This window comes from Peptoniphilus lacrimalis DSM 7455 (genome assembly GCF_000378725.1).
Taxonomy (GTDB): Bacteria; Bacillota; Clostridia; order Tissierellales; family Peptoniphilaceae; genus Peptoniphilus_A; species Peptoniphilus_A lacrimalis.
The window spans coordinates 109429-125012 of record NZ_KB900373.1 but is presented as its reverse complement, the minus strand read 5'-3'; the positions used below and the strand labels follow the sequence as shown (position 1 = coordinate 125012).

13 protein-coding genes are annotated in these 15584 nt (G+C 29.4%); 3 read left to right on the top strand and 10 right to left on the bottom strand.

Features of this window, described 5'->3' with window-relative positions:
- The first annotated feature begins 257 nt into the window (after window positions 1-257).
- Both F594_RS0106950 and F594_RS0106945 read left to right on the top strand, forming a co-directional pair.
- On the top strand, window positions 258-1052 hold the full coding sequence (locus F594_RS0106950; RefSeq protein WP_009345722.1) for an FIVAR domain-containing protein: 795 nt from the start codon (window positions 258-260) through the stop codon (window positions 1050-1052).
- 235 nt (window positions 1053-1287) lie between these two features.
- Window positions 1288-3078 (top strand): LTA synthase family protein, encoded by a 1791-nt coding sequence (locus F594_RS0106945; RefSeq protein ID WP_248612684.1) that lies wholly within the window; start codon window positions 1288-1290, stop codon window positions 3076-3078.
- Between the two features lie 100 nt (window positions 3079-3178).
- Here F594_RS0106945 and F594_RS09815 read toward each other — a convergent pair whose 3' ends face one another.
- The 9 genes from F594_RS09815 to F594_RS0106905 form a co-directional block, all read right to left on the bottom strand.
- Window positions 3179-4006: a polysaccharide deacetylase family protein gene (locus F594_RS09815; protein WP_019035037.1), complete on the bottom strand. Its 828-nt coding sequence runs from the start codon at window positions 4004-4006 to the stop codon at window positions 3179-3181.
- Window positions 4007-4126: 120 nt separating this feature from the next.
- Window positions 4127-4927: a hypothetical protein gene (locus F594_RS09810; RefSeq protein ID WP_019035036.1), complete on the bottom strand. Its 801-nt coding sequence runs from the start codon at window positions 4925-4927 to the stop codon at window positions 4127-4129.
- An 8-nt stretch (window positions 4928-4935) separates the two neighbouring features.
- A complete protein-coding gene (locus tag F594_RS0106935) occupies window positions 4936-5205 on the bottom strand; it encodes a hypothetical protein (protein WP_019035035.1) in 270 nt (89 codons plus the stop codon).
- A 118-nt stretch (window positions 5206-5323) separates the two neighbouring features.
- Window positions 5324-5944: an AMP-binding protein gene (locus tag F594_RS0106930; RefSeq protein WP_019035034.1), complete on the bottom strand. Its 621-nt coding sequence runs from the start codon at window positions 5942-5944 to the stop codon at window positions 5324-5326.
- A gap of 198 nt (window positions 5945-6142) precedes the next feature.
- Window positions 6143-7153 carry an electron transfer flavoprotein subunit alpha/FixB family protein gene (locus F594_RS0106925; RefSeq protein ID WP_019035033.1) on the bottom strand — a complete coding sequence of 337 codons (1011 nt, stop codon included), beginning with the start codon at window positions 7151-7153 and terminating at the stop codon, window positions 6143-6145.
- A gap of 12 nt (window positions 7154-7165) precedes the next feature.
- Entirely contained in the window at window positions 7166-7969 is an 804-nt protein-coding gene (locus F594_RS0106920; protein WP_009345728.1) for an electron transfer flavoprotein subunit beta/FixA family protein, read from the bottom strand.
- Window positions 7970-7983: 14 nt separating this feature from the next.
- Complete coding sequence (locus tag F594_RS0106915) at window positions 7984-9126, bottom strand: acyl-CoA dehydrogenase (RefSeq protein ID WP_004826161.1); 1143 nt, start codon at window positions 9124-9126, stop codon at window positions 7984-7986.
- A gap of 340 nt (window positions 9127-9466) precedes the next feature.
- Window positions 9467-9901 carry a universal stress protein gene (locus F594_RS0106910; RefSeq protein ID WP_004826168.1) on the bottom strand — a complete coding sequence of 145 codons (435 nt, stop codon included), beginning with the start codon at window positions 9899-9901 and terminating at the stop codon, window positions 9467-9469.
- 103 nt (window positions 9902-10004) lie between these two features.
- Window positions 10005-10931, bottom strand: coding sequence for a DUF975 family protein (locus tag F594_RS0106905; protein WP_019035032.1), 927 nt, complete (start codon window positions 10929-10931; stop codon window positions 10005-10007).
- A 134-nt stretch (window positions 10932-11065) separates the two neighbouring features.
- On the opposite strand from F594_RS0106905, the gene F594_RS0106900 reads away from it, so the two are divergent.
- Window positions 11066-12484, top strand: a complete 1419-nt coding sequence (locus F594_RS0106900) for a phospholipase D family protein (RefSeq protein ID WP_019035031.1) — start codon at window positions 11066-11068, stop codon at window positions 12482-12484.
- Window positions 12485-12674: 190 nt separating this feature from the next.
- On the opposite strand, the gene F594_RS0106895 is transcribed toward F594_RS0106900, so the two are convergent.
- Window positions 12675-15281, bottom strand: coding sequence for an S-layer homology domain-containing protein (locus tag F594_RS0106895; RefSeq protein WP_019035030.1), 2607 nt, complete (start codon window positions 15279-15281; stop codon window positions 12675-12677).
- Between the last annotated feature and the right edge of the window lie 303 nt (window positions 15282-15584).

Here is a 15584-nt window from a genome sequence, read left to right as displayed (position 1 = left end):
AATTTATTTCACTTTGAATTATATTAGCCCAATGTAAATAAGAAAGATAAGTTATGTAAAATATATGTAAAATAATTTACAATTATAGGATTTTTGTAAAATTTTTAACATGCTAAAAATTTATAAGAAAAATCTAAGAAAGAATTATCACATTAACCAATTTTTAATCTGTTTTTTATGAATTTGTAACACTTTATACAAATTTTTTTCATAGGCTTAATATATAATAATATAAAATAATAAATTTGGAGGTTAGTATGAAACTAAATAAAAAAAGAGTATTATCTTTTTCCCTTGCTCTACTTTTAAGCGTAGGTCCAATGACTTCAAACCTATTTGCTCAAAGTTCTGATCAAAATACAAAAAAAGAAGAAATAAATGATGTAAAAATAGCTGATAAGAAAGTAACTGAAAAAGCTGACATCAAACAAGTTAAAAATGCATTAAATGCTTTAAAAGATGCAGAAAACAAGCTAAAAGTTACAAATATTTCTAAATTAAAGGCTGAAATTTTAAAAGATAAAGAAGTTAGAGCAAATAAATATTTCAACAAAGCTACTCAAAAAGATAAGGCAAATTATGAAAATGCTCTTGCCGCTGCAAAATCTATTTCTACAGATGAAAAAGCAAGCGAAGAACAAATTGCAAATGCCATTTTCGGTCTTGAAGATGCACAAAAATCTTTGTCAAATGACTACGCAGGTTTGATTTTAAGAAGAATAAGCTATGAAAACGAGCTAAGAAATTCAAAATCATATAAAAATGCTGACAAAAAATTATCTTCTAACTGGGAAAGTGCTCTAGCTGCCACTAAATCTGTGGCTAAAGACAAAATAGCAAGTAAAAGTCAAAGACAAAATGCTTATTATGACCTTTTAGAAGCTGAAGAAAAAATTAATGTGAGAGATATTTTTGACTTAAAGGAAATGATAAAAGAAGAAAACAAAATAAGAAATTCCAATGAATATAAAAATGTAGACAAAAAATTATCTTCTAACTGGGAAAATGCTCTTGCTGCTGCTAAGGCTACAGTTGATGATTATGAAATCTAAAAAATAAAATAATTCAATGAATAATTTTATGTATCAACCTAAGTATATTAAATCTTAAGGTTGATACATTTTTTTATATGTAAAGTGACAAAAACTTAAGAAAATTATCCAAACTTCAAACAGTTAAATTTATTTACTAAAATTTTACAATACTATATAATGAAAAATACAGATTAATTTGTGAGGTGATATTTTGAAAAAACAATATTGTTCCTTTTCCTTTTTTTTATATTTTTTGTTATATATTATTTTAAATTCAATATTTTACATAGGAACTCTTGTCAATACCAGCACGAAAATAAGCTTTTTCCCAATTTTTCTAACTATTATCTTTACAAGTATCATTGATTTATCAATTTTAAATTTATTCCCTTATAAAATTTATAAATCTTTTATTATACTTGCTCAGACCCTATTAAAAATATGCTTATCAATTTATTTTAAAGAATTTGGAAGCTTTTATATTTTAGAAAGAGTTGGTTTAGCAAAAGAAGCTAGATCAATAGTACCAGTTATCATAAACGACTTGAATATATTTATGGGACTTATGATAATACTTGCAATAATTATTATAATAACTATAAGCTTTTCAAAAAATAAAAATTTTTTCTCTATAAAAAATTTTTCCATCTGTGTGCTTTCTCTTATAATTATTCTCTTTACCCCCTTATTTTTTATTAAGGGAGTATTTGGCACAGAAATTTATGCAACTAATATCTTGGGACCCATTAATAAAAAAATGGAGAAAAAAGAATTTAAAAAGATAGCAAAAAATATAGATATAAAATCCTACTACAAAAATAGACAAATTAAATCTAACGAATTTACAGGACTTGCTAGAGGAAAAAATATAATATTCATTCAATGTGAATCCCTACAAAATACTTTTTTAAACAAAACATATAATGGAGAAGAAATTACACCATTTTTAAATAGGCTCACAAAAGCAAAAGGCACTATTTACTTCAATGATTATTTTGAACTTTTAGGTTTTGGGAACACATCAGATGCAGAATTTGTATCAATGTCTTCAGTTTATCCAACTCTATTAGGTCAAGCCTATAGTGTCTACTTCGGAAAAAAATCTTATGCACTTCCTAAAATTGCAAAAGAACATGGATACGAAACTGTTGCTATGCACGCAAATACAGGCAAATTTTATGATAGGCAAAAAGTGTATCCCAATTTTAATTTCACTCATATTTATCTTGGAGAAAATTATGAGCAAAAGGACAAAATAATAATGGGGCTTTCAGATAAAAGCTTTTTCAACCAATCTATAGGTCCTTTATCAGATATTGATAAGACTGGAAAAAACTTTTTTGCACTTATGGTAACTCTTACTACGCATACCCCCTTCAATCTTCCCAAGGAATTAAGACAAATAAAAAAAGAAGCTGGGGATAAGACAGAATATGTTTATAACTATGTAAATTGTGCAAGATATACAGATAATGCAATAGAAGAATTTTTCCAAAAACTTGATGATAATGGAATTTTAGATAAAACTATGGTCGTAATCTATGGAGATCACCATGCAATGACAATGAATAATAAAGAAAGTGTAGCGTCTTTAGAAAGATGGCTAGAAAGAAAAGTTGATTATGATACAATGATGAATATTCCTCTTATAATTCATATTCCAAACTATAAAGAAAATCTTATCAGAGATAACATTGGTTCCCAATTGGATCTCTACCCAACTGTATTAAACCTGATGGGATGGGATATGAGTAAAATTCCAACATTTGGTATTGACTTATTAGGAAATTCAGAAGATGTAAATAATAATGCTGTATTTCCTCAGACCTATCTTTTAAAAGGTTCATTTATTACACACGATAAGCTTTTTGAATATTCTCGTGATGGAGTTTTTGAAAATTCCAGACTGATAGATAGAAAAACAAGAAAAATTTTGCCCACTAAAGATGCCAAAAAAATGTCAACTAAGGCTACTGTCACCTTAGATTATTCAACAGAACTTATGGAAAAAGATGCCTTAAATGAACTATTAAACAATAAGTAGATCATAAAAAATTAAATACTTTTAGAGAATGTAAGGTTTTTATTATAAAAATCAAAGTTTTGAAATTAATTAAAATAAGCTTTATAAATATTTATAAAGCTTATTTTAATTCTTCTAAATCCCTATTTTCATCAATATTTACACGTCTTAATTTTTTTAAAGATTCGGGCAAATTTTTTACTATGGTATTTTCCCATTCATCAGAGGTCAGACTGATTTTATAACCCTCTTCTTCCAAAGCAAGTTCACTAAGCTTATCATAATCCCCTTCAGGGTATGCAAAAACAATGGGGTCTTTTGTAGAAAATTCCCTATAAATTTTTTTGAATTTTTGACTGTCTTCTTTAAAGGCTTGTAAATAACTATCTTCACTTTCTCCTTTAAGAATTTTTGCCGTTTGTCTAAAGCATATATTATTTTCACGCAAAGATTGGTGCATCCAAAAACTGTGAGAGCCGAATTCAATAATATCTGACATTTCTTTTGCTTCTTTTATGCTAAAATGTGGTATTATTTTTCTGTCAGTTCCAGGATATTTATCCATTCCCATAGTTTTTCCTATTGGAAAAATAGTAGCTTTAAAGCCATATTTTTTTAGCATGGGATAAGCTATTTCATAATTGGATTTATATCCGTCATCAAAGGTCAAAATGCAAAATTTGTCAGGAAGACTTCCATTATTATTTACATAATTATAAATATCTTCAAAGGTAAATGTTTCAATCTTGTTGGTTTTTAAAAATTTTAAAATATTTTCAAACCTTTCCTTTGTAATTATATAATCATTTGAAGGTTTTTCGTCTATATGGTGAAGTTCAAAAATATAAAAAGATTTTTCTTCTATTTTATTTTGCCCATATTGGGGATAACTTACCTTATCTATATATCTTCCGAAATCTTTTCTATTTTCATAAATCCTCTCAACCATCATCTTTCCTAAAGCATTTCTGAAATGAGATGGATCATAAAAAAATCTGGGATCATATTCATAGTTTGTTCCTGTAAAATCCCAAAAAGGAGTTATGGCAGATAATTTATTATAGTAAGTTTAAAATTCTTTTTTATCATACCTTTTATTTTCCTCATCATACATGGGACAAAGGATAAAAGTTATTTCTACATTTCTTTTTCTACATAGATCTTTTATATGGCTAATAGCAGAAAGGGCCTCATCCATATGAGACATTTCCACATGAAAATAATCCTTATTAAAACCGTAATTATTTTTGTAAGTTTCAATGTTTCCAATATATTCTATATCTCTTTGGCTCTTGTCATAAGAACCGTCAATATTAAAAACATCAAAGCTCTCCTGAACATAAGATTTTTTCTTGGAATATTTTATCTTTTCAATTCCATTTAAAGGAGATGCGAAAAGATACTTGCCATAAAAATTAAACTTGCTTTCTCCAGAAACATAAGGATTCATATAATAATTTAGAGAATTTCTTTCCTCATTAAATTTTGTAGCTGATGGTATTGACAGGGGCATAATTATTGACTTGACATTATAATTTTTTAATAAATATTCCACATTTTTTTCAGCCACAAAAAGATCTGCCCCATAGGAAAATAAATTAAAATAATCCTTACCCGTATATTCTTTTAAAGTCTTTATTGGAATAGAAGAAGCCCCACTCGCTCCAACTATAAAATTTTGGTAATTTTTACCCTTAATATATTCTATCTTCACAGTTCTAGGGTTTTGTGTAAAATCATAAGTATACCACTTGAAGAATTTATCCCCGAAAACATTAAAAGGGTCTGTATAAATATTTAAAAATGCAATAAAACTAGCAATAATAAAAAATACTGTTAAAAAAATAATATTAAATCTTTTTTCTTTCATATTTTCACCTAATAATTCCTATATATAAAATCAACAGCGGTAAAATTACTTGAAAAAATACCGAAATACAACACATAGGCTAATGCTAAAAATATAAATACAAATTGCCAGTAAGGTTTAAATTCAAGTATTTTTTCTTTTACATCTATATTTTTTTCTTCGCTATATGAAATAATAAAAAGAATTAAGACAGAAACAAATAAAATCAAATAATCTGACGCTTTTAAGCCAATTTGTCCAAATCTGAAATTCCTATCCGTAAAAGTTTTTTTAAGCATAAAAATAGCTTGAGATAAATTCTCAGACCTTGTAAAGTATCTGCCAATAAAAACAAGTAGACTTGTCCTTATAATTTGAAAAAGCTTAAGTGCTTTATTTGTCGGTGAAATTCCAAAACTATCCTTTCTTTAATAATAAACATATATCCTTAACGGAAGCATCAAAAAAGAAGGGGGTTTGACTTGCAATTTTATCCTCATGGCTTAAGCCAAGAGTATTTCCCAGCCATTCCATAAGATCAACAATCATAAAGTGACTAATGACAACTCCCTTGGGTTCCCCTGTAGTTCCTGAAGTAAAAAGTACATAGCAAGGATCTGTATCAATTATTTTTCTTCTGATATTTACCAGTTTATTCTCGTCTATTTCATAATTTTTTTCAAAATCAAAAGATAAGGCTGAATCTTTAAAAATGTTTTTGTGATGATAAATACCAAGCTTAGAATTTAAAGTATTTTTTATAGATAAAATTCTATCATAAGGCATTTCACAATCAATCGGCACATAAAAATTCCCTGAATATAAAATAGCAAAAAAACATATTATTGTTTCTAAATCTCTAGAAGCTTCAACCATAATCGGTTCATTTTCATAGGAAAAATTTTCTCTTATAAAAAAGGCAAAGCTCCTAGCCTTATCCCTAAGTTCTCTGAATGTAATCTTTTTTTCTTTATCTACAATAGCTATTTTATCTGGAAATTTTTTGCAAATCTCATCCAATTGATCAATTAAAATCATTTTACACCTCAAAATAGATTTTAACATTTACCTTTTTAATTTGCAAGAAAAGGCATTTGCTCGCAATTTAATAAATTTTGGCTCTATATCAAATATATCTGTTAGAGATTTACTCACCAACATATATTATAAAAACATAAAAAAAGAGTTGCTACAAAAATCTATAGCAACTCTTTTAAGATTATAAATTAATTTTAATTAACTAATTTCAGCTTTTAATGCTTTTTCTTTCTTAATAAGTTCTGTTAATTTTGGAACTACTGCATTTAAGTTTCCAACTACACCAAGGTCTGCAACTTCAAACATTGGAGCATCAGTATCTTTATTAATAGCAATAATTAAATCAGATTCTTCCATACCAGCTAAATGTTGGATAGCTCCTGAAATACCAATTGCGAAATAAAGTTCTGGTCTAACTGTCTTACCAGTTTGTCCAACTTGTCTGTCCTTAGTTATCCAGCCTGAGTCAACAGCAGCTCTTGATGAAGAAACTTCAGCTTCTAAAACTTCAGCTAATTCTTCAAGTGGCTTGAATCCTTCTGGTCCACCAAGTCCACGACCACCAGAAACTAAGATATTAGCTTCAGTAATATCTTTCTTCTTGCTTTCGTGTTTCAATACATCAACAATCTTAACGTTCATATCTTCAGCAGTAAATTCAAGTTTTTCTTCAATAACTTCACCAGTTCTTGAAGCGTCACTATCCATAGCTTGCATTACGCCAGGTCTAACTGTTGCCATTTGTGGTCTGAAGTTTTCGCAAACGATAGTTGCCATTAAGTTACCACCAAAAGCAGGTCTTGTCATAAGAAGTAAATTTGATTCATCTTCAATGTCAAGTTTTGTACAGTCAGCAGTAAGTCCTGTATGGATTCTTGCTGCCATTCTTGGAGCTAAGTCTCTTCCTATTGAAGAAGCACCAAAAAGTACTATTTCCGGTTCATATTTTTTGATAATATGGAAAACTGATTTTGCATATGGTTCAGTTACATATTCTTTTAACATTGGATCTTCAATAACTATAACCTTGTCAGCTCCGTGATGAATCAATAAATCGCTATGTCCTTTTACCTTTTCGCCAATAAGCATAGCAACTACTTGTTCATTTAATCTGTCAGCTAGTTCTCTAGCTTTTCCTAAAAGTTCAATACCAACTTTTTCAAGCTTATTATCTCTTTGTTCTATAAATACATAAATATCTTTACTCATTTCAAGCCTCCATTAGATTATATACTTTTCTTGAAGTTTAGCTACTATTGCTTGAGCTGCTTCATCTGCAGTTAAATCTGTAAGAAGAACTCCCTTTCCCTTACCTTGTTTAGGGAAGGATTTCTTTACTCTTGTAGGAGAACCCTTTAATCCAACATTTGAAAGGTCAAGTTTATCTTCAATATCTTTTAATCCCCACATTGGAATTTCAACTTTATATGCATCAAAAATTTTGCCAACGCTCATATATCTTGGTTCTGCAAGTTCAGCAATTGCAGTGATTAAGCATGGGAATTTAACATCTATTACATGATATCTATCTTCGAATTGTCTTTGAACACGAACACCAGACTTATCTTCTAAAAGTTCAAGTCCTTCAACATAAGAAACTTGTTTGATTCCAATGTGTTCAGCAATTTGTGGTCCAACTTGTGCAGTATCACCATCAATTGCTTGACGTCCTGTAATGATAATATCATAATCTAAATGTTCAAGAGCACCTGTAATAGTACAAGATGTAGCCCAAGTATCAGCACCACCAAAAGCTCTATCAGATACAAGAATTGCATCGTCAGCTCCCATTGCAAGAGCTTCTCTTAAAGCAACATCAGCTTGTGGAGGTCCCATTGAAAGAACTGTTACATGAACATTATCAGGATCAGCATCTTTTAATCTTAAAGCACATTCAAGACCTGACTTATCATCAGGGTTAATAATACTTGGAACTCCTTCTCTAATTAATGTATTAGTTACAGGATCAAGTCTAACTTCGTTAGTATCCGGAACTTGTTTCATACAAACAACTATTTTTAACATCTCAAAGCCTCCTATTACTTAACGCCCATCCAGTTAGAGACAACCATTCTCATAACTTCAGATGTACCTTCATAAATTTCAGTAATCTTAGCGTCTCTCATCATTCTTTCAATTGGATAATCTCTAGTGTATCCATATCCACCGAATAATTGAAGACATCTTCTAGTTACATCACTTGCATTTTCAGCTGCAAATAATTTTGCCATAGCTGCTTGATGCATATATTCTTCTCCATTGCCTTTTGTGCTAGCAGCTCTATAAACTAATAATTGTGCTGCATCAGTTTTTGTTTGCATATCAGCAAGTTGGAATTGAGTATTTTGGAATTGAGAAATTCTCTTACCAAATTGTTTTCTTTCTTTAACATATTTAACAGTTTCATCAATAGCGCCTTCTGCAATACCTAAAGCTTGAGAAGCAATACCAATTCTACCACCGTCAAGAGTCTTAAGAGCTAATGTGTAACCCTTTCCTTCTCTTCCAAGTAAGTTTTCTTTTGGAATTCTGCAATCTTCAAAAATAAGTTCGCAAGTAGAAGAACCTCTAATTCCCATCTTATCTTCAGGTTCACCAACAGAGAATCCTGGAGTTCCTTTTTCAACTATGAAAGCTGAAATTCCTTTGTATCCTTTTGTTTTATCAGTAACAGCAATTACTACGAATACATCAGCGAATCCACCGTTAGTAATAAATATTTTTGAACCGTTTAATACATATTCATCTCCGTCAAGAACTGCAGTAGTTTTTTGACCTGAGGCATCAGTACCAGCACCTGGTTCAGTTAAACCGAAAGCACCGATTTTACGTCCTGATAATAAATCAGGTAAGTATTTTTTCTTTTGTTCTTCATTTCCATTTTCGAAAATGGGAGCACAACACAATGAAGTATGTGCTGAAACAATTACGCCTGTTGTTGCACATTTCTTTGAAAGTTCTTCAACAGCCATTGAGTAAGCTAAGTAGTCAGCCCCTTGTCCACCGTATTCTTTTGGAAATGGTATTCCGAAGAATCCATATCTAGCTAATTTTTTAACGTTTTCCATTGGAACTTCTTCAGTTGCATCAACATCGGCTGCAACAGGATCTACTTCATTTTCAGCAAATGCACGGTACATTTGTTGTAAAAGTAGATGTTCTTTGTCCATTCTAAAATCCATTTATAATCCCCCTAACTTTGATTATATAAAGAGTGTTATATTATTAACATAACGCACACAAATTATTATATCATTTTGGCAAATATTTTCAAGCCTTGAATAAGCTTAACAATAATCTTACTATTTTTATTTGAAATTTCAATATTTTATACGAAACGTTATTATTAATGTCATGAAAAATTGATTGAGTAATAATTCTTAATTTGAAATACTTTATTACTTAGATAAAACTCTACAAAAATATAAATTTTATAAAAATTGAACTTAAAGTAAAAAATTATACACAAAAAATGGAGGTCTAAACCTCCAAATTAATTTAAATTATTGAACTAATAAAATATTAAATATCTGCCTTTACAACTAAAACTGATGCTCTAGATTGGTTGATTACTTTATTAGAAACTGAACCTAAAAGAGTTCTTGAGAAAGCTCCAAGACCTCTATTACCCATAACGATAAGATCGACTTCTTTTTCATCACTAAACTTGCAGATTTGAGCTGCAGGATTTCCTGATGTGTAGAAAGTTTCTACCTTATTAGGAAAATCTTTAAGATCTTTTTCGGCTTCTTTTAAAATATGTTGTGCTCTTTCAGTATTAGCTTTATCAACTTCAAGTGCATAAGCAAAATTAGTTGGATATTGTTCAAAAATACTTGTTTCTGGAATAACTGTAAGTATAATTAATTCAGCTTGTAATTTTTCACCTAAACTACTAGCTTCTTTAAGTGATGCCTTAGATGATTTGGAACCATCAATTGGTACTAATATTTTCATAAAATCACTCCTTTTATTATATTCTACATTAATTATAACATAGCTTATATGACTTTATCAAAGCATTATAAGCTCAAATTAAAATACTTAAAATATAATGTTTCTAATCACCAATAAATTCTTCTTCAACTTCAACTTTTTTTCTATATTCTTCTAACCTATCCTTATACAATGTTGCATATGAAATTTCTATATAAGGATTTAAAAATATAAGTCCTATACTTAAAGTAAAAAAGCAGAGTATATACCAACCTATAAAGGATAGACCCAAAAGAAAAATATTAAACTTATAATTATCAGTTAATTTTTTACTCATATTTATAGCTTCATTAAATGGCATATCTGGATTATCTGCAAGGATATATCCTACAAAAAAGTATTGGTAATATTTGTAAATTCCAGGCAAAATTAATAGCAAAGACCACAGAAAAATAAATACATCCTTAAGAAGGATTTTACCACAGACTTTTAAATAATTTTCATTACCAAAAAAGTAAAAAAGTTTATTAATTACAAGGTCCTCTTCTGGATTTCTAAGTCCTTCAACTAAAGCCTTATTTTTCCCAACTAATACAGGATTAACAATAAATATTCTTCCAAAAATTTGAATACATAAAATTATATAAAATATGATGGGGCTTACTATTAGAAATAAATTTAAGCTCAAACATTTGCCAAAAAGACCTAAAGACTTAAATTCATTGTTACCTTGACTTGTATCAACTGATTCCCCGCTCATATCAACATAATAACCATAATCATGCCTCTTACTATAATTATATCCAGCTCCTCCTGTTCCTACAGATATCTTTGACTTATCAATGAACTTAAGATCTCTATAATTATTATAATTTTCCATATAATCTGATGGTGTTTTTAAATTTAAACCCAAATTTATTGGTTTGTTACTTTCAAAGTCGCCAAAGAAAATCGAAATTACAGTAAAAATAAGTAATAAAATAATGGCACTTTTAAAATGCTTCTTATAGTAAGCTTTCGCTTCTCTTTTTATGTCGCCTATATCAAACATACGAATTCCCCCTTAAATTTATATTCAAATTATACCCTAATTTTATATTTGATATATAAGAAAATTACAATTAAAATTATAATTTTCTATAAATTTTGCTATAATTATAGTAAATTATATTAGGAGTTAAACATTTGAAGAAAAAAGACAAAAAGAAGAAGAAAATCATGTTAGCCTTAATCTTATTATTAATCATTCCAATCATATATAGCTTAAATACTAAAAACCCAAAAGGCACAAATATTTCAGGAGAATTTAAAAAAACTCAAGCTGATTTCATTTATGACCTGACCTATACAAAAGACCAAAAGAGAATTCATGAAATTAATATTAATAAAGAAGAAATTGAAATAATAAAAAATGCAAAAAAATTTTTGCTGATAGATTTCTTTTTATATAATGATGAATATGACAAAAAATTATCTGCTTATCCAGCTCAAGTTGAGAAAATGACAAATTTATTAATAGAAAAGAAAAAAGAAAATCCTCATATGCCCATACTTTTTGTAACAGACCCCATCAACAATTTTTACGGAGCCTACGAGCAAAAATATCTGAAAAAATTGAAAGAAAACGGAATAGAACTTGTAATTACAGACCTAAACAAAATGAGGGATTCAAACCCCATAATTTCTGGACCATACAGGGCATATATAAAATACTTAGGCACAGGAGGCAAAACTTATATAAATAATTTTTTCAAAAAAGATGGTCCTAAAATTAATATAAGGGCAATACTTAAACTTTTAAACTTCAAAGCAAACCACAGAAAAATCCTAGTTTCAGAAAATAAAGCCCTTGTAGCATCAGCAAACCCACATGATCCTTCCGCTTTCCATTCAAACGTAGCCTGTATATTTACAGGAAAAGCGATTGAGGATCTAATAAAATCAGAAAGTATATTTTTTGATAAAATGCCTGATACAATAAAAAATTATAAGGCAGTCGATATTAAAAATTCAAATGAAGAGCTTAGAATAATAAGTGAAGGTGAAATTTTTAATGCCCTATACAAAAACATTAATGAAACTAAAGCAAAAGATCAAATTAAAATTGGCATATTTTACCTTTCTGAATTTAGAATTTTGAAAGCTTTAGGTCAAGCCTCCGATAGGGGTGTTGATGTTAAAATCATAGCAGACCTAAATAAAGATGCCTTCGGAATAAAGAAAAACGGATGCCCAAATAGACCTGCCTTAAGTGAGCTAAAAAAAGAACATCCAAAAATTAATATCAAATGGTATAAAACTACAGGCGAACAGTTCCACACAAAAATTGCATATTTCTCCTATAAAGATAAAGAGCCGAGGCTAATATTGGGATCAGCAAATTTCACAAGAAGAAATCTTGATAACTTCAATTTAGAAACAGATGTTGAAATAAAAATGAACAAAAACTCAGCTTTAATTTCAAAATTTGAAAATTATTATGATAGAATTTGGAATAATATTGGTGGAGAATATACACAAGACTTTGAAAGTGGCTTAGATAAAAATATATTTTTAAAATTTATTTGGAAAGTTCAGGAAAAAACAGGAACTTGCACTTGGTAAGAAATTAATTAAATACTATATAAAAATAAGGGACTTTTTTATGATAGTCCCTTGTTTTATGTCATAAAATATTTTCTTATATAAAAAGACCTGACAAAATCTCTTTATAAGAGCTTATTTAAAAACCACGAAAAAAAGAAGGGATAAAAATCCCTTCCTTAATATTTAATATTCAATTTTCAAAACTATCTTATTTCCAAACTTCTTCATTACTTGTTGAAGTAACTTTTTGAGATACGTGAGCATTTGAAGCATCTAGAATTTGATAATATGCCCAGTGTGAAGAAGATATATCAGAATAGTTCTTTAAGTTAGCAGAAGATACATTATTTAATGAGTTAGAAGTTGTATATCTGTTAAATACAGCATTTAATACTGTAACAGCTTCTGCTCTTGTAAGAGTTTTGTTTGGTTTGAATGTTCCATCTGGGTAACCTTCAACAGCTTTGTTTCCAAAAACTTTATCTATTGCATCACTTGCCCAGTGTCCTTTAACATCTTTAAAGTTAGCAGAACCAGCATAACCAGCTTTTAGATATCCAGAAATCATTTGAGCAAATTCAGCTCTTGTGATATCAGCATCAGGTTTGAAAGTTCCATCACTATATCCACTTAAAAGACCCTTACCAGCAATATAACTTACAGCAGGTGAATACCATTTGTTGTTAGCATCTGTAAACTTAGTTACAGTAGAAGTTCCAAAACTTGTTCCGCCATTTAATAATGTAGCAAACATTTGAGCAGCTTCTGCTCTTGTTACGTTATTTGATGGTTTGAATGTTCCATCAGGATATCCCTTAATATAAGAAATTCTTGAATAAGTTTGACCGCTTAGGCTTGTATCAACAACTTTATAAGTAGTTTGTGAATCATATTTTGAAGATTCAGAAGCTATAACTTTTATAGTTTCACCAAGACTTAATTTTCTATCTAAATAACAAGTAAATTCGCCGTCACTATTAGCAGTTGTTGATCCAATTTTTGTACCCTTGGCATCTTCAACTCTTATGCTTGCATAGCTTCCTGCCTTACCTTTTATAAACATTGTTCCAGCTTCAGCTTGACTTACGCTAGGAACAGTTGCATATCTTCCATCTTTATAGCCATCTACATAGTAATATAAACTTTCAGAAGTTGGAACACTTCTATTGAAGTAAATAGTGAAATATCCGTCAGAATCAACTGTAGCTGAGCCTAAATAATAGTTGGAATTTCTGTAATATCTATTATAGTATCCATTATAGTAATTGTAGTAGCGCCAATTTCCATAAGAATCATAGTACCCATCATTATAATATCCGTCATTATAATAGTCATTTGAGTAAACAGAAACTGTTCTACCTTTTTCATTTGGTAGATATCCCTTTACATAAGAAGTTGTTCTAGATACGCTTGTTGGGTAAACTCTATAATCATAATATTTGTTATCGTATGAGCCTTGCCAATAGTAATTATTGTAATCACAACTTCCTTTTACATATGCTTTTTCGCTTGTTGTATAAAGAGATTTTTCTGCAAGTAAATATCCACTCTTGCCACATCTATAATCCTTACCATACCAATAATAGTCATTTAGATAAACTCTATCATTGTTGGAATTTTTGTAGTAATATCCGTAAATTGAATCATAATATACCTTATGTCCATTATAATATCCGTTATAATATCCATCATAGTAATAATTATAATATTCAGTTCCTACATAAAATTCAAAATATCCATTTGCATCAGTATTTCCCTTAGCAACAAATACTCCATCATTTGTATAGAAACTTACACTTACACCGGAAACTAAAAGTCCATCAGCTTTTACATAACCTGATACATAACCTTTAGAAGATACTTTTTGTCCAGAAATTACTAAAGTAGGGCTTGGAACAGGTGTTTTTTCTGTAACGCTAACAGTTATATTTACATCTTTTGTTGAATTATCATTAAATTTTACTGTTAATACTCCAATTTGAAGTCCTGCTTTTAATGTATCTACATCTTTTTTTACATTTACTGTTGCATCATTTGGCGCATTTAATAATCCAGTTTTAATATCAACAGCATTTCCCTTTTCTACTTCTAAAGCCTTTGTTTGTGGAATAAATTTATCCGCTTCTTTTTGTTGTGGTTGTGCATTTTTAAGTTTTTCTTGAGCACCAACTAATCTAGTTTTTGCTGCATTTAAACTATCTACACTTGCATCTGCTGCATCTTTAGCTGTTTTTGCAGCTGCTAAAGCATTGTCAAACTCTGTTTTATCAGCTTCTAAACCTTTAGTATATTTTTCATCTGATTTAAAAGTTTCAGCATCATTTATAGCTTGTTCTAATTCTTCTTTAGCTTTTTTTAATGCATCTTTAGCTTTTTCTTCAGTTACTTTAGCTTGTAAATCTTGTAAAGAATTATTCAGAGCATTTACAACTCCTGGTATTGTATCAACTTCTTGTTTTGAAGGTGTTCCTTCTAAAGCTGCTCTTGCATTTTTTGCTGCTTGTATTGCATTTTCTAAAGTTGTTTTATCTACTTTTGAATTTTTGTAATCATCAGTTTTTTGATAGTCTTCAGCAGCCTTAATAGCTCCATCTAATGCATCCTTTGCATTTTTAATATCTTCTTCACTTGGAGTAGCTGGATCTGCTGGAGCTCCCAAAGGTCCAGAAACTGGCTGTTCATTTAATTCTTGGCTAATTTCTAAACCATTATTTTCAGTTCCTGCATTTTCTGCAGCTAGTGCTGAAAGTGGAATCGATACTGTCATAAGTAAAGCAAGTGTCGATGCCATGAAACGTTTTCTATAAGTTTTCATAAAATTTCCTCCTTAAATATTCGGTTTTCATTCTCCGTATTTCTATTATACCCTAAAAGTAATAAAAATCTAGAATTTTAAGATTTTTTTAAGAGATTTTTAAGATATTTAATCGTTTTGTAACATTAGTTTTTTAAATAATTATTTTTATAAATAAATCTCATCATGCAATTTTTACATTATTAATGAAAACATTAATTTTTTGTGAATTTTTTGTAAACCAGAAGTTCGGGGACTGTCCCTTGTGGACTGTCCCTAATTTTCTTCCCATGGGACTGTCCCTTGCGGACTGTCCCTAAAATT

What these genes read in the sequence shown, in the direction of transcription:
- F594_RS0106950 (WP_009345722.1), top strand. Translation starts at nt 258, where the DNA reads ATGAAACTAAATAAAAAAAGAGTATTATCTTTTTCCCTTGCTCTACTT.
- F594_RS09815 (WP_019035037.1), bottom strand. Translation starts at nt 4,006, where the DNA reads ATGGTTGAGAGGATTTATGAAAATAGAAAAGATTTCGGAAGATATATA.
- F594_RS09810 (WP_019035036.1), bottom strand. Translation starts at nt 4,927, where the DNA reads ATGAAAGAAAAAAGATTTAATATTATTTTTTTAACAGTATTTTTTATT.
- F594_RS0106935 (WP_019035035.1), bottom strand. Translation starts at nt 5,205, where the DNA reads ATGCTTAAAAAAACTTTTACGGATAGGAATTTCAGATTTGGACAAATT.
- F594_RS0106930 (WP_019035034.1), bottom strand. Translation starts at nt 5,944, where the DNA reads ATGATTTTAATTGATCAATTGGATGAGATTTGCAAAAAATTTCCAGAT.
- F594_RS0106925 (WP_019035033.1), bottom strand. Translation starts at nt 7,153, where the DNA reads ATGAGTAAAGATATTTATGTATTTATAGAACAAAGAGATAATAAGCTT.
- F594_RS0106920 (WP_009345728.1), bottom strand. Translation starts at nt 7,969, where the DNA reads ATGTTAAAAATAGTTGTTTGTATGAAACAAGTTCCGGATACTAACGAA.
- F594_RS0106915 (WP_004826161.1), bottom strand. Translation starts at nt 9,126, where the DNA reads ATGGATTTTAGAATGGACAAAGAACATCTACTTTTACAACAAATGTAC.
- F594_RS0106910 (WP_004826168.1), bottom strand. Translation starts at nt 9,901, where the DNA reads ATGAAAATATTAGTACCAATTGATGGTTCCAAATCATCTAAGGCATCA.
- F594_RS0106905 (WP_019035032.1), bottom strand. Translation starts at nt 10,931, where the DNA reads ATGTTTGATATAGGCGACATAAAAAGAGAAGCGAAAGCTTACTATAAG.
- F594_RS0106895 (WP_019035030.1), bottom strand. Translation starts at nt 15,281, where the DNA reads ATGAAAACTTATAGAAAACGTTTCATGGCATCGACACTTGCTTTACTT.